This is a genomic window from Maridesulfovibrio salinus, assembly GCF_055394525.1.
Map to the genome: position 1 here is coordinate 2,599,684 of NZ_AP042461.1, position 22,314 is coordinate 2,621,997.

Sequence of the window (22,314 nt, forward strand, 5' to 3'; positions counted from 1 at the left end):
TATGGCCGGAATTGGATTTGAACTAAGGAGAATGCTGCGTAAGGACAGCTATCTTGCCGAGATGTCCGCTTATCTGTATGCGGCAATGGTTTCTTCCGGCCCATGGCTGATGAGTGTGCTTTGTCTTGCTGTGCTTGGGCTCTATTCATATTCGGGATTTTCCCGTTTCGAGCAGGATGTTTTTAGAACAACGATTGTATATGTTTACGCTTTTACTCTTGTTTACGTGGGTTTTATCCAGCTTGTAGTCACTCGATATCTTGCCGACCGCTTTTATCTTGATGATGAAAAAGTAACTCTTACAGCCTTTTTCACGAGTGCCCTTATCGCGTTGGCTGCCGGGATGGTTATCGGGGGCGGAGCGTTATGTTTTTTTGAACTGACTTTAACTTACAAGATGATCGCGCTGGTTCTTTTCCTGATTGTGGCCATGATCTGGCTGGCCATGATTTTCCTTTCGGCTGTAAAAGATTTTCGTTCGATCGTGCAGGCTTTCGCAGTGGGTACAACTGTTAGCGTTGGTGGTGCATATTTTTTCTACCCGATTATGGGCCTTGAAGGTTATCTACTTGGATATACACTGGGGCAGGCTTTGATCTTTTTCTGGCTTCTTGCAAGGCTTCTTGCGGAGTTTCCTCCTGCCAGAGTATGGGATTCTTCAATGCTGGGGTATTTTTTTAAGTATTGGGAGCTGGCATTGATCGGAATGCTGTTCAACCTTGCAATCTGGATAGATAAGATGATTTTCTGGGTAGCTCCGGATTCAAGGTTGATAGTCCCATATCTGCGTACACATGATCTTTATGAGGGACCGATCTTTTTCGCATATCTGACTATAGTTCCTTCGCTGGCCATTTTTCTGGTCAAGGTGGAAACCAGATTTTATGAGCATTACCATGACTATTTTGCGAAAATAGTGTCCAAGAAAGAGCTTTCCAGTATTCTGAAGGAAAAGCAGGGTATGGTTTTGATGCTCAGGGAAAGTCTCAGGGAAATCCTTATTGTGCAGGGGACTCTTACGTTGCTCTGTCTTTTCATGGCTCCGGAGTTTATCAGCTTGGTCGGCCTTTCTCCGCTTCAAAAGCCGTTGCTTCAAATTGCGCTTGTCGGTGCTTTGTTGCAGGTATTACTTTCCGTTGCTGTGATCATCTTGTTCTACTTTGATCTGCGCAAGGAAGTTCTGGCTGTTACTCTGGTTTTTCTGTTCAGTAACGCCGGGCTGACATGGCTGAGCATTCAGCTTGGGTTTACTTTTTATGGTTATGGATATTGCTATTCCTGTTTCATTTCTTTGATGTTTTCTTTCTATCTGGTTTCAAAGAGTGTGCTAGATCTTGAGTTCATCACTTTTTCGAGTCAGCCTTTGACTTGATTTGGTCATGGTTTTTTTCGGATGTTAACCATCTCTTGCGACTTTATGTGCAGGTATTAGCAATGCCAATTTTCAAGGCCGAATGAATCGTCTTTTTTCTATTTATTAAATGATCTGAAATAAGTGAATCTGGAAAATCGGTATAATAATTAATACTTTAAATATAAAGGTCATGGAAATGAAGGAAGCTGAATCTACAAGTTCGCTCAATCCGCAGATAAAAAATGCTGCCATAAATTATACCAAGCGCCTTTTCAGTGAATCCAAAGATTCCCTTTTGATTCGGGAGCTGAAAAAGGAATCCTTTAAAAGGATATATAAGAAAATGGTTCTGGAACCGGATGAGTTCCAGCCCAAGCCCAGACCTGCGGACATCGAGCCATGGGATGGTGAAATGCCTGAGGGTCCGCGTGACTTTCTCAAGTCAAAAGTTGTGCTGCCTTCACTTCCGCAGGTTCTTATTGAAATTCAAAGGGTGGTCAACGACCCCGAAAGTTCTGCGGATGACCTGGCTAATGTCATTAGCAAGGACCCCAAGCTTGTTGCCGCTATTCTCCGGCTGGCAAACAGTGCTATGTACAGCTTTCGTACTGAAGTGGATACTCCATCACGCGCTGTTGCCCTGCTCGGATTCAAGCAGGCGGGGTCTCTGGCACTGGGCACTGTTTCGCTCAGCCTTTTCAAGCGCTCAAAGAAGACATCACTTCTTCATGTGGAGAAATTCTGGAAGCATGCCATAGCCTGCGGGGTTCTTGCTCAGGAGATTGCCCGTGCAGCAAAAATAGGTGATCCAGAGCATTTTTTTGTTGGGGGAATGCTTCATGATATCGGGCTTTATGTTATCTTCGAGAGCAGTGCCAGTCTTGCCAGCGAGATTCTTGATCAAGCTAGAAATAAAGGGAAAAGTCTGTATTCTGCTGAGAATGAATTGCTTGGATTTGATCATGCCATTCTTGGCGGAGTAATCATCAAGGACTGGAACTTTCCCCGGTCTCTGGTTGTGGCTGCAGCGGGGCACCATAACCCGGAGAAAGCCACAAATGATCCGGATGCCGGAGTGGTTCATATTGCAGACTTTATCGCCCGCGCTCTTGGTTATGATCTCGGAGTTTCATCGGTTCTCGGTTTTATTGAGCCTAAGGCATGGGAGCAGATAGGTCTGAGCGGAGAGCAGTTGATCGGTATTCTTCCTGATGCACAGAACCTGATTGAGGATATTTTCAAGATTCTCAACCCGTCATAACTATTGGACGGTTTATAGTCTTCATTGCTATAAAAAGTTGAACATTACCTATGACTGGCTGAATCTTGTTTCAGTCTACACCACTTCCTATATAGTCCGCAGATTATGACTTTGTCATAGCCTCTGATAAAGTGTATAGAGTTCAATCGCTTAAGTCTAAGTCTCTGCTTCGTAAGTACCATGCGGGGAAGATTATTAATCTTCCCCGCATGTTTTCTATTCAGATTTTATCAGACCAATTCATAGCCGGATCTGGACCAGGCAACTGCTCCCCCGGCAAGTGAACATACTTCAGTGTAGCCATTGTTCTGGAGAGCGCTGCCGGCAATGTTCGAGCGGTATCCTGAGCCGCACATAACCAGTATCGGACTGTCCTTATCCACATCTATTCCTTCATCCAGAACCTGTGCGAATGGTTTGTGCACAGCTCCTTTTACGTGGCCGCTTTCCCATTCGGCTGGAGTTCTTACGTCAAGCAGGGTGAATTCTTTTCCTTCTGCTATAGCCTCGTGTACATCTTCAGCTGATTTCTGGGCAAGGTTCTCAACCTTGTATCCGGACATGAGCCATGCGCTAATGCCTCCATGCAGGTATCCGAAAATCTTATCATAGCCTATGCGGTGAAGTTCTGTGCACATGCGGTCATAGTCTTCTTTGGAATTGACAACCAACAACAGATCTGAATCAGGCTCAACAGCCATTCCAACCCAGTTGGCCAGTTGTTTTTCAAGGCCGATATTGATGCTGCCGGGAATGTGAAAGCCTCCGAAAGCAGCGGCATCACGAACATCAATTACAGTGCAACCGCTGTCGATCATCTGCTTGAACTTTTCCGGATTCATGGCTCTGTCCAGCGGACAGCGTTCCAGCAGGGGAGCTCCTTCAAAGTTGGTATTGATTATATGAGTGAAGGATTTCGGGCGGCTGGGGAAGGATTCAAGAACCTTCTGCTTGAAATCTTCGAAAGTCTTGTACTGCAGCATGGGATTGTGGCGTCTTTCATAGCCGAGGGTGCTGCTTGATTTGGCACTCATGCCTTTTCCGCAAAGTGAACCTTGTCCGTGGGCCGGGAATACTTCCAGATAATCCGGGAGTTTCCCCAGTTTTATATACAGGCTGTTATAGAGGTTCTCCACCTGCTCATCCAGAATTTCGTCACCGGGCAGATCAGGGCGACCGATATCACCTACAAAAAGTAGATCTCCGGTCAGGATCATCCATGGATTTTCTCCGCGAGCGGTATCAGTCACAAGAATTGAAATGGCGTTCGGGGTATGACCCGGAGTGTAGATAAAATCAAGTTTGGCATTACCCACCGCGAGGGTTTCGCCTTCGGAAATGGGAGTGTGCTCATAGCCGACTTTAGCGTTTTCGTGGATCATCAGTTCCGCGCCGACGATTGATTTGAGTTCCTGTTCGCCTCCTACATGGTCGGCATGGACATGGGTGTTGATTACCTTTGTGATTTTCATGCCTTCTTCGCGTGAGATATCAAGATATTCCTGAACATCCCTCTTGGGGTCTACAACAACCATTTCCCCCGCTCCGGGACATCCGATCACGTAAGAATAACAGCCTAAACCTTCAGTCGTCAGTTGTTTGAAAAACATTTGTAAGTTATCTCCAGATTTTCTGTTTAAAAAATTCAGTATGCCTGTATTGGGTCATGTTTTAAATTTTAAAGCGTAATTTCCTTTACCCAGAAGTCGTGTTCATTACAAAAGCTTGTCGCATAAAATTTTTTGCCTTTGCTTCCCGCCGGAACTTTTATTCTTGAGATTGCCTTTTTGTCAGTATTTGCAAAGGTTTTACCGCCTATCACATTGCCATCCATATCAACAAGCGTGTGACGTACTATGTAATGTTCTTTCGTCATGGGGTGGAAAGTACGTATAACAGCCTCGTCACCTTCCATTTCGACCTGCGGAAGATGAGTTGCTGCTTTTTTAGACCAGATACCTGAGTCACTTTCAGTATAAATAACATTAGAAGGGAAAGCCGGACTTTGAGCTTCCGCCTTGGCAACCGGGATAAGAGTCGCAGCCGCTGCAGCTGCGGACATAACCATGAAGTTTCGTCTTGAATTCATTTTTTCTCCTTGCGGCTGTTGTTCAAAATTTGTTTCTTTTAAATAGGATTATGATTGGGATATTAATTCAAAGAAAGTCTCTTTTGAATATTTTTATGATAAAATCTTGGTTTGTTGTCAAGAATAATTATTATTAAGCTTTGAACATCTCGATAAAACTATCTTTTTCTCTCAATTCGGTCGAGGAGCTGTAATTTTGTAACCGGTTTGGTCATGTATCCCGAACAACCGGCTTTGAGGACAGCTTCTTCGGTCCCTTTTATTGCGTGGGCAGAAAGTGCAATTATCGGAACCTGCGGGTAGCCGCTTTCCTTTTCCCATATCCTTATGTGTCTGGTGGCTTCATAACCGTCCATCACCGGCATTTCTATGTCCATGAAAACGATATCCGGCAATATCTCCTTATATTTTCTTACACCATGCTCGCCGTTTGAAGCTGTCTCTATTATGTGTGGCGAATCTTTGAGGTAGTGGGTTACCAGTTCCCGGTTGCTTTTGTTGTCTTCAATAAGAAGGACTTTACGGGGACTTTTGTTCTCGGTGTTTGTTTTTCTATTTGATCTGACGGGACAGGCGGATTGTGATTCTACGTTTAAGGGGGCACTGAAAGTGAAGGTGCTTCCCTTCCCTTGAATACTTTCCAGCTCTATATCTCCTCCCATGATTTGGCTTATGCTTTTGCTTATAGATAGGCCCAGTCCTGTCCCGGAATGTTCCCTTGTGATTGATTTGTCAGCCTGAACAAAATTTTCGAAAACAGCTTCCAGTTGTTCTTCCGGTATACCGGGGCCGGTATCCCTTACTTTTATAATCAGGTTCAATTTATTGTCTGGGATGGAACAAGTGCAGTATGCATGAATATATACTCCTCCTGAAGAGGTAAACTTAACCGCGTTGCCGATCAGGTTTATGATGACCTGTTTTATCCGGACAGGGTCTCCTTGAACTGTATCGGGGAAGTCCTGCTCAATTTCCAGTTTGAGTTCAATCCCTTTCTCCTGTGCCGCGAAAGAAAAAACACTGCAGCATTCATTAAGCAGGGCTTTGGGATTAAAGCTGATATTTTCAAGCTCAAGAAGTCCAGCCTCTATTTTGGACATGTCCAGAATGTCGTTTAGCAGGTCCAGCAAGCCGGTTCCGGCAGTGTTCAGGAGTTTGATATATGGTTTTTGATTATCTCTGGGAGTTGAATCCTTGAGCAGGTCGGTGGCACCCAGGATTACATTCATCGGAGTTCTGATTTCATGGCTCATGACCGCCAGAAACCGGCTTTTGGCTTTGTTGGCTCTAATCGCTTCAGTTTTAGTATTTTCAAGTTTGCGGGCGATTACCCAACCTGTCGCACCAGCCAGCATAACCACAAACATGGCGATGAATATATTGATGTTTCTGCTGTTCTTTATCCCGCCCAGATAATCATTTTCAGGGATATAAATACCTATGATCCAGGGCCATTGGGAATCCTTAAAAGGGGTGAACATGGCACTGTAGATTTCATCGGCATGTGTGAAGCTGGTGAAAACAGGTTCGTGCGGGAGCTGGTCCGGGGGGAGGTTTAATGAGGCGAAAGCTTTTCTGGTAACAGAATCTTTCAATTCATTAATTTTGCTGAGTCGTATCTTCTGACCATCCTGTCCTATCTGTTTGAGTTCATCCAGATCAGGAAAGGCAACAACATCTCCACTGCTGTTGACTATGAATGCCTTGCCGCGTTGACCTATAGTCAGTTTATTAAGGAATACCGACAATTCTTCTATACTGATATCAACACCGACCACTCCCTGCAGCACTCCTCTTTTATTGTAAACGGGGCTTGCTGTTGTAATACCGGGTTTGTTTCCTGTATAAAACAGGTAAGGAGCTGTCCAGACTACATCGTTGTTCATAACGGCATCAATGAACCATGGTCTCTGCCTTGGGTCATATTTATCTTCGGGATCATTTTTTTTCGAAATTATATTGCGTTCGGGATCCGTCCATATCAGCCCCACTTTTCTTTTGTTGTTCTTTATTTCTATTATTTTTGTGTAAAATCCTTTATCCACTTTGGCTGAAGAACGTGAAGCCATGAAAAATTCACCCCTGATGTTGCCATAGTATACACTTGTGAACTGCGGATAAAGTTCCAGTTGCTGATAAAAATAGTTTATCATGGATTGCGGGGTGTTACTGCTGACTATTTTGCTGTCGGCAAGAAACCTGGTCAATTCAGCGGCTTTTTCGGCCGGAAGAAGATAGTTTTCCGATTTATCAAGTGTATAGGAAGAAATGTTGACCATGATTTCTTTTGCTAAACCACTGAGTGAATTGCGGCTGGTAATTGACGATGGGATAATGATTGTCGCCATGGAAACAACTGTCAGGGTGATGAAGAAGGCTGTTAGCCACCATTTTTTAAGGAATTTCATGCCGCAGAGTGTCCTATTCTGAGATTTTAATTGAATTTAATTTATACATGGATGAATCTGGTTGTACAACAAAATGATAAGAGTAATTAGGGCAAGTGGCCCTGACCATGAATAATAAGTAACTACCGGTGGTTTTAAAAGTAATGATATCTGAAAACAAAGACTTCAGGCGGAGTAGTTGATGGTGAATATTGAAATAATCAGGCATTGGCTGGAAAGTATTTTTACCCCGAGGTCCGTTCTGCGCAGGAAGTACGGAGCATTCAAGTCGTTATTGAGCTGCGATGCCAGAGCTCTGGAGCTTATCGCCGGTCTTGATGATGTCTTTTACGGTCGCCGCCTGATTGATCGAAACTACGCATGTCATGCCTGTGAGGAGCTTATAGAGGCCGTACAGGGAATGATTACCCATCTTCAGCAGATGAATCCCGGCTATTACAGGGAATTCGACGTGCATTTTCAAAAAGTCGCGGAACATGTCAGGAAAACAGTTGAAATTGAATCCGCAATTACTGAAATCTCTTATACCATCCCCCTTGCCGAAGCAGGGGAAAAACCTCATCTCTCCGGTGGTAAGGCCGCTAATCTCGGGCGGGTTTTCTCCTTGGGGGATATAAATGTACCTGATGGATTTGTAATTACAGCCAGTGCTTTTCACCGTTTTATTGATTTTAACGGATTGCGCAGTGAACTGCAGCAGCGGCTGGGGCTCATGGAAGTCGGTGACCGGAACCGTCTTGCCGAACTCACTCTTGAGCTGCAGGAGCTTATACTCGATGGAGAAGTGCCACCTGAACTTGCATGTGAAATTGAAAGCCGTGTTGAGCAGTTCTTTCCGTTTGGCGGGCCGCTTGCTGTTCGCTCGAGCGCCCTTGCTGAAGACAGTGAAATCTCATTTGCCGGACAGTACGCCAGTGAATTGAATATTGAGCCGGAAGATGTTCTGGACGGATATAAAAGAGTTCTTGCCGGGAAATATTGTCCGCGGGCAGTTTCCTACCGTATTTCAAACGGATTGACCGATGACGATACCGCGATGGCTGTTCTGGTAATTCCCATGGTTGAGGCCCGGAGTGCTGGAGTTATCTACTCTGTTGATCCGGACTGCATGAACAGGGATTCTATTGGAATATACTCCGTCAGCGGATTGGGGAGTTCTCTGGTGGATGGCAGTGTTGTTCCTGCAAAAGTCTCCCTGCATAGGGAGGATAATCCCCGGCTGGTCAGTGAGTGCGGTTTTGACAGCACCAGTCTTCCTGGGGAACATATTCTCATAGATTTAGCCAGGTGCGTTTTAAAGCTGGAAAATCATTTCGGATGTCCGCAGGATGTCGAGTGGGCGGTGGATAAAGATGGAAGATTTTATATTCTTCAGACCCGTCCTTTGCAGCGAGAGAATCCGTCGTCACAAAGAGAACATGCGCCGATACCTGCCATCCCATTGATGGAAGGTCTTGAAAGGGCGTCTTACGGAGCCGGTTGCGGTGAAATTTATTATGCCCGCACAGGGGCGGAGATAGCACAAATTCCTGAAGGGGCGGTTATTGTCACGCCCACTTTAAAGCCCGCCTTGCTCACGTTTTCAGGCAACATAAATGCAGTGCTCTCAGCTACGGGCAGCAGGGCCAGCCATTTTGCTTCTGTCGCCCGCGAGATGGGGATTCCTGTACTGGTAGGGGATGTGGCAGAACGGTTCAAGCAGGGTCAGCTCGTTACTGTGGATGGGGTTGAAGGTGCTGTTTATGATGGATGTGTGGAAGATGTTCTGACCCGTTCTTTCGGTAGCAGTGAGATTTCTCCGAGAGTTCTTGCTCTCTACAAGGATATTATTCCGCATACTGTGAAGCTCGGGCTTATTGATCCGGAAGGGGAATACTTCACTATTGAAGGATGCAATTCTCTGCACGATTTTGTACGTTATTGTCATGAAATGTCTGTCCGTGAAATGTTTTCTCTGGTCGATAAACGCGGGCTGGGCATGGGAGCATCGAGCAGGCTTGAAACAGAACTTCCGTTGGTCATTTATCTGCTTGATCTTGACGGAGGTCTGAGGTCCGGGGCTTCCGGCAGAAAAACAGTGGGGCTGGATGATGTTACCTGCCTGCCCATGCAGCATCTCTGGAAGGGGCTCGCTGACAGCAGGGTAAGCTGGCCGGAAGAAATGACCCATGTGGACTGGGAGGATTTTGATCGGATGTCGGCAGGAATATTCAGCAAGGACTCCAAGCTACTTGCCAGTTACGGGGTTCTTGCCGGAGATTATCTGCATCTGCTTATTCGCTTTGGATACCATCTTTCAGAAGTTGATGCCCTGTGCGGAGATGATCCCGGTCAGAATTATATCCGGTTTCGTTTCAAGGGGGGCGGGGCAGGCCTTGCGAACAGACTCCTGCGTGTTGAATTTATCAAAAGAGTCCTTGAGCACTACGATTTTGAAACAAATATGCACGGCGATATGCTGGATGCATTCAGTTCACGCCTGTCATCTGATGAGACTTCGAAACGGCTTGCTGTTCTGGGATATCTTCTGGCCATAACCCGGCTTATGGATATGCGGCTTGAGACTTCGTCTCAGATTGATAATGAGGTTGATAACTTTATCAAGGAAGCGGAGAAGATAGATGGCTTCAGAAAATGATGGACAGTCTTATGCCGTAACTTGGGTCACCGATCAGCTTGCTGTCGGGTGTGCCCCCATGAGCCATACCCAGCTTGAGTCCATTCATGATCAGGGAATTGATGCAATTATCAATCTCTGCGGTGAGTTCTGCGATCTTCATGATATTGAGCGGGATGCTGGGTTTGAGGTTCATTATCTGCCGCTTGCTGATGAAGAGGCTCCGGAGCTTGTTGAGTTGGAAAAAGCACTGGCCTGGATGGATGAGGCCATATATCTGGGCAAAAAGGTGCTTATTCATTGCAGGCACGGGATCGGCCGGACCGGAACAGTTCTTAACGCCTATCTTTTGCGGCGTGGACTGGGGCATAAGCTGGCTGGGAAAAAAATGAAGAAGTTGCGGTCCAAACCCGCTAATTTCGCCCAATGGTGGACCATTCGCAAGTACGGGCGTAAGAGTGGAAAATTATCTGCCCGAGCTCCTTCCCTTGAGTTCAAGCGACTGGTTGATCTGGCCCCTTTTTTTAATGATTACCTTGAGGTCGTAAACGAGGTTGAAGTCAGGGCTGAACAATCCGATAACAGGACTCTATGCGGTATGGATCATACTCTATGCTGCAGAACCCCTGTAAGGCTCTCTCTGGTGGAGTCTCTGCATCTCAGTCACCGCATTAACCTTGAGCTTACACAGGAAGAGCGGCTGTCCGTTATTGAAAGGGCTGTCGAAACCGCACGGGCTGAACGCAAAGCCAGAAGAGAGCTGGAGGATGCCGGAAGTGAAAAATACTGCCTTTCCGAAGCGGGCTCAGTCTGTCCTTTAAAACATGAAGACAGGTGTATGCTTTTCGAGTTCAGACCCCTGCAATGCAGGGCCTACGGACTCGATATCTCTAATGATGGGGAGTTGTGGCATAATATTTTGATTCCCCGGCTGGACCGGATTTCATTTGAGGTCTGGTTTGCATACACCGGGGTAATGCACGATAAAGCTATGCCCACATTTACTCTGCCGGATGTGGTTTCCGGGAAATTTATTGAAGGCCTCTTCAAGCTTATGATGACCATGGGGCTTGATGATCTAGTCTGATGGTTTTGACCTTGTGATAAAAATCATTTTTACCAATAGTTTCAAATTGGAAAACCCCGTCATATTCATGCGGAATATGCGGGGCTTATACTTGATTTATTTCAACGTCAGTATCTTTTGTCTATTACCCGTCTGATTTTTCCTGTTGTTTCAATGCGTGGAATCCCTCCGCTTGGGACAACAAGAATCTTGCAGGATCTGATTTTGTTCTTCTCCCTGTTTTTTCCGAGCACATCAATATCATTGCACATACAACGGTAAACCTTTGAGTTCAGTTCATAATCGTCAACAGCATCGCAGTCTGCAGCTTCTACCCGGACTATTATTTCTGTGTCTTTTCCGTTCAATTCAAGACGTACCTGAAATACGGGAGCCAGCTCCTTGAATTTGCCAAGACATCCGCCGATCTGTTCAAGAGACATTGTCCCGTTTAGAAATTCCAGAATTTCATCAGAGCGCTGCAACAGCTTGAATCTTGGAGAGTTCCTCCCGCACGGACAGGGTTCATCAATCCATTCAATGTTATCACCCACACGCATGCGCACGGCAGGCTGCAGGGTGCGTATCAGTGAGGTGGCGATTATGCCGCCGTCTTCTTCCCTTTCGACAATGGCATAAGGTTGCAGGACATGGTGTTCGGTCCCCTTGCAGTATTTGCACTGGAATCCGATCGGCCCGACTTCGGCAGCACCATATCCGGCAGAATGAAAAGTCGCTCGAGGCCAAATGGCAGAAAGATAGTCCTGCTGTTCAAGTGTCAGAGGAGTGGAGGCAAAGCTTACTTTTTCTATGTCCAGTTTGATATTTCTCTGGTAGGCTTCCTGACCTATCTGGACCAGAGTGGGCGAAATGCCGAATATTGTATTCGGTCGCATCATTTCAAGGTATTCAAGGGTCTTGACTACTGGTTGGTTGTCGGTGATGGGTAAAATGCTGCAACGAATTTTCTCAAGGGCCCGGTAAGTGACCAGAAAACCTGTCCAGAAGGCTCCGGCACGGATGCAGTTCGCCACGATATCTTGGGGTCTTACTCCGCTGGCCTCAAGGCCATAGGCAACTCCTTCACAGACCTCAGTGAATTCATCAAGGCCGTAACGGGCAAAAGTCATGCGTCCTGAAGTTCCGCCGGTTGAAAAGGTATAGAATCCCCCGGTTGATCTGGTGAAAAGCTCCTTGTTGCATGTTTCACCCTCTCGGCAGAGCGATCTTTTTTCAATAACCGGAAGTTGTTTGATTTCATCCATGCTTTTCAGAGGCAGTTCAATTCCCTGATAATACTTCTTGTAAAAAGGTGCCTGAACTGCCACCGCAAGGATCTGGTTCAATTTTTCAAGTTGGTAAGTCTTCGCGATAGATATGTCGGCGTAATTGAGATCGTTCATTTTACCCCCCTTGCTGGGATTCTTCGGGAAGTCCGTATTACATATACCTTAACCATAACAGATTTTGGGTATAAGTGTATACACTGTGAATGATGACAGCAGCTGATAATCGGATATTATTAATAAAGCCGGGATTGGTTGCTGTAAGTTGGGCTCTTTTGTATGGTACCAAATCAATAAATGTGAAAATCAACCATGATAAGCTGATAAATATCATCATGAATCCGGAGAGTTGTTAATTGTTGAAGACAAGAACTATTTTTAGTCTGACTATGTTGTTTTTTATTCTTTTGTCCTGTTGCGATATAATCTGTCTGAAATCTTATGCTGCTGAGCCGGAAGATTTCAGTTTTGTGAGGAACAGGATCAACAGCTTCAAGGAATTTGAAGCCGAAGAGATAGTCAACTACGCACAACTTCAGGAATTACTTAAAAATGCCAATGAAGATCTTACTGAATGGCAGCAGAAATTTCAGCAGTTGTCCTTATCTGAGCGTTATTCGCAGGCTTCGCCGATTCAGCGTAAACGGGTTAAGTTAAGAATCCGCAACCTTGGAAAGGAATCAAATGATTTACTGGATGATTTAAGGCAGGCCAAAGAAGACTGCACGGCAAGACTGGAAATACTAAAATCATTCACCAAAGCATGGTCCGCTCCGCCCAAAGATGCTCCTGACGAGATCAAGAAAATGCATGCCGAAGGACTTAAGGATATCAGGCAACTAAGGGACGGATCGGAAAAGCAGCTTCTGAAGATCGACTATCTCTTGAAGGTGGCCAGTCGGTTGCAGGACCGCCTTGATAAACTTGAGAGCGGAGAGAAAAATAATCTTTTTCAGCTCTGGCTGTCATGGCTTGTGGAAGGGACTGATCCGGTTTTTTCACCCGATTTCTGGGTGAAGGTACTGCCCGGAAAGACATGGATGGATTTGAAGAGTTCTGAGATCAGGATAGGGGGTGATCATTTCCGCAGCCGGGCGGTTCCTTTTTCGTTTTTTGTTTTCGGAATTTTCATAACCAGCTTATTCCTTATCCGTTTGATGGACAGGAGTGACTATTTCCAGAATCGATCAGAGACTGAGCGGGTAAGGTCACTCCGGCTGCTAGCCGCTGTTAGTCTGTTCTTCGCGCTGTACGCTGCTTTCAAGTGGATATACCCCGAGTCGATGGATTCAGTTGCGGTTGTGGCTTTTGCTGCTTTGTACTGGGCTGTTTTGAAGTTATCAAAGCTGATATGTCGCCAGAAAAATAAGTTTGTGAGCGGTGAGATCCGTTCAGCTTTGCTTTTTATGGTCAGTGGAATACTGCTGGCTCTTCAGGTTCCCGGCAGATCGGTTGTATTTGTTTTTCTCGTCATGCTTCTCGCTTTTTGGGGCTATGCCTCATATTACGCATGGAAGCGGGACCGGATGCACGGGGTTTCTCTGGTGGCCAAAAGGAACAGTCTTTTGTCTCCTTTCTTTCTGGTCGCGCTGTTCGGTTATGGCAGATTGGCTTGTGTGTTGGCTATTTTATGGTCTCTGGGATTGTTTATTCACGGGTTCGGTTCAGCATGGGCCCAGATTCTTTTTATCCGGACCGAGATGAGTCTGCAGCTTAAAAAGGGGCTGGTCCGCAGTCTGGCGGTTCCGGCTGGATGGGCTGTAGGATTCGGTATCGCTGCTTTCTGGCTGATGGATTTTTTCGGTGCCAGCGCAGTTACCGGTCTGATGAATATGAGTTTTTCACATGGGAGCTATTCAATTGCCATCGGCAGTTTTGTCTGGCTGGCGGTCATTTTCTTTATGACCCGGCAGAGTGTATCGGCATTTAAGGTTTCGATTGAATACATGGGCACCAACTGGCCTAAAGCCAAAAAAGGTGCGGTCCCTTCAATACAGACTCTTTTTTCCTATGCAGTATGGTTTCTTTTTACTCTCGTTGCGCTGAGAGTGCTTGGTCTCAGCCTGACTAGCATCACTGTTATCGCCGGTGGTCTTAGTGTCGGTATAGGTTTCGGCTTGCAGAATATTGTCAACAACTTCATCGGTGGACTGATTCTGCTTTTCGGTCGTTCCATACAGCAGGGAGATGTTATTGAACTCAATAATCTCTGGTGCACGGTCAAGAAAATCAACATAAGAACTACTCAGGTGGAGACTTTTGAAAATGCGGTGATCATGATCCCGAATTCCGATCTTATTGCCTCTCAGGTAACCAACTGGACTAAGAACAACGCCGTTATCAGGCGAGATATAGCAGTAGGGGTTGCGTACGGGTCGGATATTGAGAAGGTACGCGTTGTCCTGCTTCAGTTGGCCAAGGATCATCCTCACGTTCTTGATTATCCCGAACCTTATGTACATTTTAATAATTTCGGCAGCAGCAGTCTGGATTTTATTCTCAGAGTCTGGATAGATGATATTGATCTGACTCTCATAACCCTGACGGAATTGCGTTTCGCAATAGACAAGGCTTTCAGGGAAGAAAAAATAGAGATTTCATTTCCTCAATTGGATCTTCATGTAAAAGAAGCTTTGACTGTCAATTCCAGACAGGAGAACTCTGCTTAAGAGGCATACGGAGAGATTAATGGCCAGGTTTTTACGTAAACATGATAAAAAAGCCGGACTCCCACCGGGAGAACTGGTTTTTACCGGGCAGCGTAAGGTTGAAAATACTTTATTGCGGACAGTTGTTTATGGCCCCGAGAAACTGGATGATACATCCTCCCATGATTTTGAGGAGATAGTTTCGCAATTGAATCGTGATGGAGTGAAATGGCTTAATATTGACGGGGTTCATGATTCGGCTCTGATAAAACGGGTTGGTGAGATGTTTGATTTTTCCCGGCTGGCTCTTGAGGATGTCCAGGATACCGGGCAGCGACCTGCTATTGTTGATTTTCAGGATTATCTGTTCATCACGATGAAAATCCTAAATGATAACAATGAAAGCGGCAGGGTGAAAACCGAGCAGATTTGTTTCATACTTGGGGATAAATATCTAATCACATTTCAGGAGCAGCCCGGAATTATATTTGATCCTGTCCGGAGCAGGCTTTCTCGAAAGAGTGGCCGAATCCGGCAACGGGGTGCTGATTACCTTTTGTATACGCTTATTGATTGCATATTGGAAAATTATCTGGAGATCATAGAGCGCATCGGTGAAAGAATTGAGGACATGGAGGAAGAAGTAATTGAAAATCCGAGCGCGGAACTTCTTGAAGAGATTAACTTCTACCGCCGGGAAACCGCTTATGTGCGTAAAGCCGTGCGGCCTGTCCGCGATGTCATAAACAGGCTCAACAAAAGTGAATCTGATTTGATTGAGGAAGGGACCGCTGCTTATCTGAAAGAATTATCCGGGCTGTTCGAGCAGATTGCTGATTCGATTGAAATATATAAGGAAATGGTCGGTGATCTTTATAATACCTACAATATGGCCATAGGAACACGCTTAAATGAAACGATGAAGTTCCTTACCGTATTTGCGACTATTTTTATCCCGCTTACATTTCTAGCGGGGATTTACGGAATGAATTTTGAGTTTATCCCGGAACTTAAATATAAATATGGATATTTTATCCTGCTTGGGGTGATGCTGCTGGTCGGTGTTTGCATGCTTGGATATTTCCGCAAAAAAAAATGGATTTAAAGTACACTTTTGAGCGAGACTTTAAACTCTCAGTGCTTGAATTCCTTCACGCAATATTTGCTTTTTCAAGCTGTGATCAATGTTTCAGCTCTTCAAGAATATGGTCAATGAGCTTACCGAATTCCGGCATGGACCTACTGCGCGGTCTTTCCATATTAACATCAATCATATCCTTGATTCTGCCGGGGCGGCTGGACATGATCATAATTCGGTCCGCAAGGTAGATTGCCTCATCCACACTGTGTGTGACCAGTATTATGGTTTTGCGGGTCAGTTCCCAAACTTTCAGTAATTCTTCCTGCAGCAGGATTCTGGTGTGGGCATCAAGGGCCCCGAAAGGTTCGTCCATGAGCAGCACGTCCGGATCATTTGCCAGTGCGCGGGCAATGGCGACCCGTTGGCGCATACCTCCCGAAAGTTCGTGCGGATAGGAGTTGCTGAAATCCGTCATGTTGATCATGCGGATAAAACGTCTCGCTTTTTCGTACCTTGTTTCCCGGTCAATCCCGGCGAATTCCAGTCCTGAAGCCACGTTATCCAGTACGTTCATCCAGGGGAAAAGTGAGTATTCCTGAAAAACCATGCCCACTTCCGCTTTAGGTCCCGTAATACACGAGCCATTGTAACTGACTGTCCCGGAAGTGCTTTTTTCCAGTCCGGCCGCAATGCGAAGTATGGTTGACTTGCCGCACCCTGAAGGGCCGACTATGCAGGTGAAAGAGTTTCTGGGGATTTCAATATTAATTCCGTCTACAGCCAGAAAACTGTCTCCGTTGCGGGTTAGGAATTCTTTACTCAACCCTTTAATATCAATCACTGCCTGAGCATTGTTTTCCATTTTAGTCCTCCAGTCTGCGCCATGAAAATTTAGTCTTCTCAATATGCCTGAACACGGAATCCATAAGTGCTCCCACAAGACCAATGGAGATCATCCCGGCTATAACAATATCAGTTGAAGCGAGTGTGAATGCATGGGTTATCATGTAGCCCACTCCGGATAATGAACCGGGAAGCATCTCTGCTGATACAAGGCACATCCATGCAATGCCCAGCCCGATACGCATGCCTGTTATGATTGATGGCATGGCAGCGGGAATTAGTATTTTCCGGAACACCTGGCTCTCGCTTGCTCCGAGCACTCTAGCGGAATCAATAAGGGTTCTGTTTACGCCGCGGACCCCGTGGATAGTGGATGTGAGTATCGGGTAGAACGCACCTATGAATATGATGAACAGCATGGAGAACTTTATATTGTTCAGGTAGATGTAGAGCTGTCCTGTTTCCACTCCGCTCACACTAGCCAGACTGGATATGCCGAACCATGCCATTACAAGCGGAACCCATGCCAGTGGCGGGATAGGGCGGAAAAGATTTAGAAATCCGTTGAAAAATTTGAAAACCGCCCCGTAATAGCCCATTACAACCCCGAGAGGAATAGCGATAAGTGCGGCAAAAGAGTAGCCCAGAATAACCCGCACAAGGCTGACCAGAACATTGGAAGCCAGCGAGCCCATGCTGATCAGATCTTCAGTGGGATTGAATACAATTCTCCCAACCTGTTCAATACCTGGCAGGATAACCTGATTGCCGATGCGGTGGGCAAGGGCGATCCATATTACTGCAAGCAGTGCGGGAGCCATGACGGGAAGTGTGATTGATAAGGCGCGTTCTTTCATTTTTACGGGGACAGGGCGGGGTTATTTCCCGCCCCGTTTTTGTGAATGTTATTGATCGAGGCTTTTTCTGACAAAGGAGAAATCGAAAAGAATCGGGGTAGCGGTTTTAATGTCCGCACCTTTCATCTGTCCTTTGAACTTGTTCATGCTGTTGAGCATTGCAATGAACTGGGCTTCACCGTTAATCCAGTTGTCAGTGGGGTTGGTGGTGTAGATGATAGTCGATTTTTCAACCGCTTCAGCAGGAACACCGATCCAGTTCGCAGAGATTCTCGCAGTTTCCTTTTTGTGATTGTTGCTCCATTCGGAAGCAGCAGTCATAAGGTCTGTCATGGCCTGAACAACCTCTGGTTTTTCCTTAATGATCTGTTCACTTGCACCCATTACGCAGCAGGGGAAGTCAGTCCATTCGCCTGCGGGAGGCAGATCGCGGGAGTCCAGTCCGATGTGTCCTACATGTTTGTGTTCGGCAACAACGGGATGCGGTGCGGGGCCAACCCAGCAGTCCACCTGTTTGCCCAGAAGAGCGGGGATCAGGTTGGAAGTGGATTTGAGATCGACCATGAGAATGTCTGCATCTGCTGTGTTGGGGTTGTCAGTGATTTTATATCCGGCTTTGTGCAGTGCTCCTTCGAAAACAATACGTGGAGCACTTGTGGGAGAGTGGTAGCCGAGCTTGAGCGGATTTTTGGATGCCTTGATAGCCGCAGCTACATCATCCCATCCGTTGATCTTGCTGTCTGCAGGGAAGACCATGCTCATGCCGTCCACATGCATGGGGCAGAGAATCTTCATCTTGGTTCCCTTATCAATGCCGCTCATGAAAGCGGTGCTGGATGCAAGGCCGATGTCCAGACGGTTCATGGCGAAAAGGGTAGAAGTTTCAGAACCGCTTTTGGATACGATCAGATTGATCACAGCAAGAGGTGTTCCGTCTTCCGCGATAAGTCTGTATTTCTGCTTGGGAACCATTTCCTCAAAATAGGCACCGCAGTCTTTGAGCTTATCACCTTCAATAGCGGCCACCATCAGTGGTGTGTGGTGGGTGGTAAACACGTAGCCCATGTACAGACTGGGAAGTTTGGCTTTGGCGTGAACCATTCCCGCGCTAAGGCAAACTACCAGTAAAAGCGTCAGGGCACAGAGTCCCCTAATTGATTTCATCACTTTCCTCATCCTCCTGATTTGTTTATTCGGCCAGCTCAACAAACGCCTCAATGCGAGTGCGGAGCTGTTCAACATCTGATTCAGAATAGTCTGTTTCAATATGCAGAAAAGGCAGACCCAGTTCATTTTCAACGAATCGGCGCAAAGTAGTGGATTCAGCATTATAGGTGTGGCAGCCGAGCCATGTCAGATCAATGACCGCGTCTACTTCAAAGACTTCCTTCAATTCCCGTATGGAATCCAGTCTGCCGGGGTTCGGGGTCATGCATGAACAGGGGACCTGCAGATATCTTCTGGCAAGGGCTTCATAAGGATCACCGTCTTCGTCCACGGTCAGGGTAAGGCCTTTGAGCCCTGAGCAGTTTTCCATGCAGACAACATGCGCGCCCAATTCTTCTGTTATAGTGACTGCCTTCTCCGATCCTTTTCCGACAGGGCATCCAGTCAGGAGAATCCGCAGCCTTTTCTTTTCAGGCAGGTCGTTCTGTGAGTAAAAAAGTTCAAGTTCTGATTTAAGTTTTTGCAGCTGCTCAAGATATTTCTGCGGATAGACAGCAAAGCTCTTGCTTTCCTGTACGGCGATCATTTCACGGGCAGTCAGTGGTGAGCGGCGGTCCGCGGCAAGAATAAGAAGATCATACAGTTCTCTGCGAATCCTGTTCTGGATTTTAATTTCAGCTTTCAGCGACTCTTCCGTTACTTTCACCCCTGAGTGGCCATAAAGGAAATCTTCCAGCTCCTTGAATGCATTCATCCAGTATTTCAGAGCTGCGTTTCCCTGCTGGGTGTGCGGCAGATGCATGAGATGAAGAGGTTTAATTTCACTCATCAGCTCATACATTTTTTTCTTTCCGTCGCAGGTGGTCTCGGCAATGATCGTGTCCGAGAATCCGAAAAAAGGGCAGCTGTCCGTTACGGCGTAGCCATAGCTTGATTTGATGAGTGGGCAGAAGCTAGTAGGTAGTTCTTTTTCAGCTTCTCGGATTGGGTCCTGCTTTTTACCGCAAAGGCTGACCGGAGCCATTCCCGCTGCGCGGACAAGTTCATCCGGAGCGTAAACACAGTAGACTCCGGCAATTTTCTTGCCTTTTCCATGCCATTCATCCAGTTCGGCGAGGGCATATTCAGAAAACGAAATAAACGGCTTTAAGTTCATAATTAATTTAATCCTGTTAATTTAAGCATAGAAAAAACTTATTTATATTGGCCTGAACCAGAGATGGACTAATTAGAAATCATAGAAAAGTGTTTGAGTCCAATAGGTTGTGAGTATGAGTTTTACTGCAATCGATCAGGTCGATTGATGTGAGTTTGTTTTACAAATAATTATTGAATTTGCTGTGTTATTTAAAAATGTTATTAATTGTGGCTAAATAGACATAATTAGTTCCAAACCGTAAGCAATCCCGGCTTCATTGAATAGATCCAGTTATTAATTAATTGTGCCTCCTAAGGCATAATTAATAAAATATGTGGAGAATATATGAATTTAGAAGCCGCCATAAGTCAGAAAAATGCTGTAACGGTATATGATGATTCCATCGGCCCCTACTCTTATGACGAGTTCATAGAAGCAGCACGAAATTTTCATGGAAGTCCAGCTCCGGGGTTGATTCTGGGTGGTTACATGATGGAAGAGGCCAGACGGCATCTGCCTGAAGGAACCCTCTTTGACGCTATTTCAGAAACCTCGTGGTGTCTTCCCGACGCAGTTCAGATGCTTACAGTCTGCAGCACGGGAAACGGGTGGCTTAAGGTCAAGAACCTTGGAGTCTATGCACTCTCACTCTATGATAAGTATAGCGGTGTAGGTGTCAGAATCAGGGTTGATCCTGAAAAGCTGGTGCACTGGCCGGAAATGGAATCCTGGTTTTTCAAAAGAAAACCGAAGCATGAACAAGACTCAGTGAAGCTGCATGCTGAAATACGTGAGGCAGGCGCATCAGTATGTTCACTTGAAGCTATCCGAATAAAACCTGAAGAACTTATCAAACGCAGCAAGGGTGGAATAACAACATGCCCCATTTGCGGAGACGCTTACCCCGGCTCTTTCGGTGCGATCTGCAGGGGATGTCAGGGGGAGAGTCCCTATCTGCGCAGGGATTCGGGGATTAAATCTGCACATGCTCCTGTTCCGGAGGGGCTGAAGGTTGTCCCTGTCAGTGAAGCTGAAGGCAAGACTGCCCTCCACGATATGACCCGCATTGTCCCCGGCAAGAGCAAGGGAGCTGAGTTTAGCAGGAATCATGAATTTACTGCCGGAGATATCTGTAGACTTCAGCTTATCGGCAAGAATCATATTTATATGGATGAAGGGGACATACCGGAAGGCGAGTGGGTTCATGAAAATGAAGCAGCTGAAACCTTCGGGCGGATAATGGCCGGTGACGGAGTCTGTATCAGCGGGGGGCCAAAAGAAGGAAAAGTAACCCTGATCGCCGAGGAAGACGGGCTTCTGGTCACTGATCTTGAGATGATGAGCAGGTTTAATCTGGTCCCAGATGTAATGGTGGCGGCCCGGAAAAGCGGAACTCTCGTTAAGAAGGGAACCCGTATTGCCGGAACCAGAGCAGTTCCCCTTTACCTTTCCCGGGAAAATTTCTCCCGCGCAGTATCCTCGTTGGATGGTGATCCCCTGTTCAGGATCATGCCCCTGAAGAAAAAGAAAGTAGGAATTCTTATTACCGGTGATGAAGTCTTCAACGGTCTTATCGAAGATAAATTTGAGTCCGTCATCGCAGCAAAGGTGCAGGCTTTAGGCAGTGAGGTTGTCCGCTCTGTCATAAAACCGGATAACCGTGAAGAAATCCGGGATGCTGCCTTATCCCTCATGAAAGAAGGTTGTGACCTGCTCATCACAACCGCAGGAATGTCTGTTGATCCTGATGACGTGACCCGCCACGGCCTGGTGGATGCCGGAGTATCCGACCTCCTTTATGGTGCTCCGGTACTCCCCGGCACAATGCTTCTTCTGGCTAATGCCGGAGATGTCAAGGTTATCGGCGTGCCCGCCTGTGCTTTGTTTTTCAAGACCACCAGTTTTGATCTGGTTCTGCCTCGTGTCCTAGCGGGACACCAGATTACACGCCGTGACCTCGCGTCGCTGGCAGATGGTGGATATTGCATGGAGTGCAAGGTCTGCACTTTCCCCAAATGTCCCTTCGGCAAGTAGGAGGAGTCTATGCACAAGAATCTTGACCCGCCCGAATTCGGTTCAACCGCGGCCCTTGATCAAATGGATGCGCATTGCCCCACAATACGTCTGCATTTGTGGCTGGAAGGAACAGAAGGTGTCTTTTTCGGTTACGGACGGTTGTTGCTGCTTGATCGGATTGAAACCTGCGGTTCACTGAAAAAAGCTTCAGAGGATCTTGGAATGTCTTACCGCGCGGCTTGGGGCAAGATTAAGCAGACCGAGCAGGTTCTGGGCTTTCAACTCATAGAGAGAGCAGGCAGCAGGCGCAGTGGATACCGTCTCACAGAAGCGGGAAGAGTTGTGCGTGACAAGTATCTGGAGTGGTTCAACAAGGTGGAGCAGGATGCCAGAGCCAGAGCTGAGGAGATATTTCCCTGGAAATCCAAAAGCTTCGGTGAATAAGCTGTATTATTAAAAATCCGGTTCATAGCTGATTTCAGG

General features: G+C 46.4%; 16 protein-coding genes. 8 read left to right on the top strand and 8 right to left on the bottom strand.

What is annotated here, in order from left to right:
- The first annotated feature begins 1 nt into the window (after position 1).
- Together pelG and ACZ5PW_RS11850 are read left to right on the top strand one after the other, a co-directional pair.
- Positions 2–1,372, top strand: a complete 1,371-nt coding sequence (gene pelG, locus ACZ5PW_RS11845; RefSeq protein WP_464553733.1) for an exopolysaccharide Pel transporter PelG — start codon at positions 2–4, stop codon at positions 1,370–1,372.
- Positions 1,373–1,550: 178 nt separating this feature from the next.
- Complete coding sequence (locus ACZ5PW_RS11850; RefSeq protein WP_464553736.1) at positions 1,551–2,615, top strand: HDOD domain-containing protein; 1,065 nt, start codon at positions 1,551–1,553, stop codon at positions 2,613–2,615.
- 230 nt (positions 2,616–2,845) lie between these two features.
- On the opposite strand, the gene ACZ5PW_RS11855 is transcribed toward ACZ5PW_RS11850, so the two are convergent.
- The 3 genes from ACZ5PW_RS11855 to ACZ5PW_RS11865 form a co-directional block, all read right to left on the bottom strand.
- Positions 2,846–4,225, bottom strand: coding sequence for a rhodanese-like domain-containing protein (locus ACZ5PW_RS11855; RefSeq protein ID WP_464553739.1), 1,380 nt, complete (start codon positions 4,223–4,225; stop codon positions 2,846–2,848).
- Positions 4,226–4,293: 68 nt separating this feature from the next.
- Entirely contained in the window at positions 4,294–4,704 is a 411-nt protein-coding gene (locus ACZ5PW_RS11860; protein ID WP_464553742.1) for a desulfoferrodoxin family protein, read from the bottom strand.
- 158 nt (positions 4,705–4,862) lie between these two features.
- A complete protein-coding gene (locus ACZ5PW_RS11865) occupies positions 4,863–7,112 on the bottom strand; it encodes an ATP-binding protein (protein WP_464553744.1) in 2,250 nt (749 codons plus the stop codon).
- Between the two features lie 181 nt (positions 7,113–7,293).
- Between ACZ5PW_RS11865 and ACZ5PW_RS11870 the strand changes: the two genes are divergently transcribed.
- Both ACZ5PW_RS11870 and ACZ5PW_RS11875 read left to right on the top strand, forming a co-directional pair.
- Positions 7,294–9,750 carry a PEP/pyruvate-binding domain-containing protein gene (locus ACZ5PW_RS11870; protein ID WP_464553747.1) on the top strand — a complete coding sequence of 819 codons (2,457 nt, stop codon included), beginning with the start codon at positions 7,294–7,296 and terminating at the stop codon, positions 9,748–9,750.
- Positions 9,734–10,816 (top strand): protein-tyrosine phosphatase family protein, encoded by a 1,083-nt coding sequence (locus ACZ5PW_RS11875; protein WP_464553750.1) that lies wholly within the window; start codon positions 9,734–9,736, stop codon positions 10,814–10,816. Before ACZ5PW_RS11870 ends, ACZ5PW_RS11875 begins: the two co-directional genes overlap by 17 nt.
- A gap of 107 nt (positions 10,817–10,923) precedes the next feature.
- Here the strand turns inward: ACZ5PW_RS11875 and ACZ5PW_RS11880 are convergent, their stop codons facing one another.
- Entirely contained in the window at positions 10,924–12,198 is a 1,275-nt protein-coding gene (locus ACZ5PW_RS11880; protein WP_464553753.1) for a phenylacetate--CoA ligase family protein, read from the bottom strand.
- Between the two features lie 239 nt (positions 12,199–12,437).
- Here ACZ5PW_RS11880 and ACZ5PW_RS11885 point away from each other — a divergent pair, with 239 nt between their 5' ends.
- Both ACZ5PW_RS11885 and corA read left to right on the top strand, forming a co-directional pair.
- Positions 12,438–14,750 (top strand): mechanosensitive ion channel family protein, encoded by a 2,313-nt coding sequence (locus ACZ5PW_RS11885; RefSeq protein ID WP_464553757.1) that lies wholly within the window; start codon positions 12,438–12,440, stop codon positions 14,748–14,750.
- A gap of 19 nt (positions 14,751–14,769) precedes the next feature.
- Positions 14,770–15,834 carry a magnesium/cobalt transporter CorA gene (corA, locus tag ACZ5PW_RS11890; RefSeq protein WP_464553758.1) on the top strand — a complete coding sequence of 355 codons (1,065 nt, stop codon included), beginning with the start codon at positions 14,770–14,772 and terminating at the stop codon, positions 15,832–15,834.
- Between the two features lie 76 nt (positions 15,835–15,910).
- Here corA and ACZ5PW_RS11895 read toward each other — a convergent pair whose 3' ends face one another.
- Genes ACZ5PW_RS11895 through ACZ5PW_RS11910 form a run of 4 tightly spaced genes read right to left on the bottom strand, consistent with a single transcriptional unit; the run spans position 15,911 to position 19,833 of the window.
- Positions 15,911–16,672 (bottom strand): ABC transporter ATP-binding protein, encoded by a 762-nt coding sequence (locus ACZ5PW_RS11895; protein WP_464553762.1) that lies wholly within the window; start codon positions 16,670–16,672, stop codon positions 15,911–15,913.
- Position 16,673: 1 nt separating this feature from the next.
- The gene (locus ACZ5PW_RS11900; protein WP_464553766.1) at positions 16,674–17,510 is read right to left on the bottom strand and encodes an ABC transporter permease; all 837 of its coding nucleotides are present in this window, start codon (positions 17,508–17,510) and stop codon (positions 16,674–16,676) included.
- 48 nt (positions 17,511–17,558) lie between these two features.
- Positions 17,559–18,674 carry a CmpA/NrtA family ABC transporter substrate-binding protein gene (locus ACZ5PW_RS11905; protein WP_464560399.1) on the bottom strand — a complete coding sequence of 372 codons (1,116 nt, stop codon included), beginning with the start codon at positions 18,672–18,674 and terminating at the stop codon, positions 17,559–17,561.
- Positions 18,675–18,699: 25 nt separating this feature from the next.
- A complete protein-coding gene (locus ACZ5PW_RS11910; RefSeq protein WP_464553768.1) occupies positions 18,700–19,833 on the bottom strand; it encodes a double-cubane-cluster-containing anaerobic reductase in 1,134 nt (377 codons plus the stop codon).
- Between the two features lie 327 nt (positions 19,834–20,160).
- Between ACZ5PW_RS11910 and ACZ5PW_RS11915 the strand changes: the two genes are divergently transcribed.
- Both ACZ5PW_RS11915 and ACZ5PW_RS11920 read left to right on the top strand, forming a co-directional pair.
- Positions 20,161–21,849 (top strand): FmdE family protein, encoded by a 1,689-nt coding sequence (locus ACZ5PW_RS11915; RefSeq protein ID WP_464553773.1) that lies wholly within the window; start codon positions 20,161–20,163, stop codon positions 21,847–21,849.
- Positions 21,850–21,858: 9 nt separating this feature from the next.
- The gene (locus tag ACZ5PW_RS11920; protein ID WP_464553777.1) at positions 21,859–22,275 is read left to right on the top strand and encodes a winged helix-turn-helix domain-containing protein; all 417 of its coding nucleotides are present in this window, start codon (positions 21,859–21,861) and stop codon (positions 22,273–22,275) included.
- Positions 22,276–22,314: the final 39 nt, after the last annotated feature.

Coding starts and splice junctions, on each gene's coding strand:
- ACZ5PW_RS11895 (WP_464553762.1), bottom strand. CDS start 16,672: ATGGAAAACAATGCTCAGGCAGTGATTGATATTAAAGGGTTGAGTAAA.
- ACZ5PW_RS11855 (WP_464553739.1), bottom strand. CDS start 4,225: ATGTTTTTCAAACAACTGACGACTGAAGGTTTAGGCTGTTATTCTTAC.
- corA (WP_464553758.1), top strand. CDS start 14,770: ATGGCCAGGTTTTTACGTAAACATGATAAAAAAGCCGGACTCCCACCG.
- ACZ5PW_RS11850 (WP_464553736.1), top strand. CDS start 1,551: ATGAAGGAAGCTGAATCTACAAGTTCGCTCAATCCGCAGATAAAAAAT.
- ACZ5PW_RS11875 (WP_464553750.1), top strand. CDS start 9,734: ATGGCTTCAGAAAATGATGGACAGTCTTATGCCGTAACTTGGGTCACC.
- ACZ5PW_RS11920 (WP_464553777.1), top strand. CDS start 21,859: ATGCACAAGAATCTTGACCCGCCCGAATTCGGTTCAACCGCGGCCCTT.
- ACZ5PW_RS11870 (WP_464553747.1), top strand. CDS start 7,294: ATGGTGAATATTGAAATAATCAGGCATTGGCTGGAAAGTATTTTTACC.
- ACZ5PW_RS11860 (WP_464553742.1), bottom strand. CDS start 4,704: ATGAATTCAAGACGAAACTTCATGGTTATGTCCGCAGCTGCAGCGGCT.
- ACZ5PW_RS11915 (WP_464553773.1), top strand. CDS start 20,161: ATGAATTTAGAAGCCGCCATAAGTCAGAAAAATGCTGTAACGGTATAT.
- ACZ5PW_RS11865 (WP_464553744.1), bottom strand. CDS start 7,112: ATGAAATTCCTTAAAAAATGGTGGCTAACAGCCTTCTTCATCACCCTG.
- ACZ5PW_RS11900 (WP_464553766.1), bottom strand. CDS start 17,510: ATGAAAGAACGCGCCTTATCAATCACACTTCCCGTCATGGCTCCCGCA.
- ACZ5PW_RS11910 (WP_464553768.1), bottom strand. CDS start 19,833: ATGAACTTAAAGCCGTTTATTTCGTTTTCTGAATATGCCCTCGCCGAA.
- ACZ5PW_RS11905 (WP_464560399.1), bottom strand. CDS start 18,674: ATGAAATCAATTAGGGGACTCTGTGCCCTGACGCTTTTACTGGTAGTT.
- pelG (WP_464553733.1), top strand. CDS start 2: ATGGCCGGAATTGGATTTGAACTAAGGAGAATGCTGCGTAAGGACAGC.
- ACZ5PW_RS11880 (WP_464553753.1), bottom strand. CDS start 12,198: ATGAACGATCTCAATTACGCCGACATATCTATCGCGAAGACTTACCAA.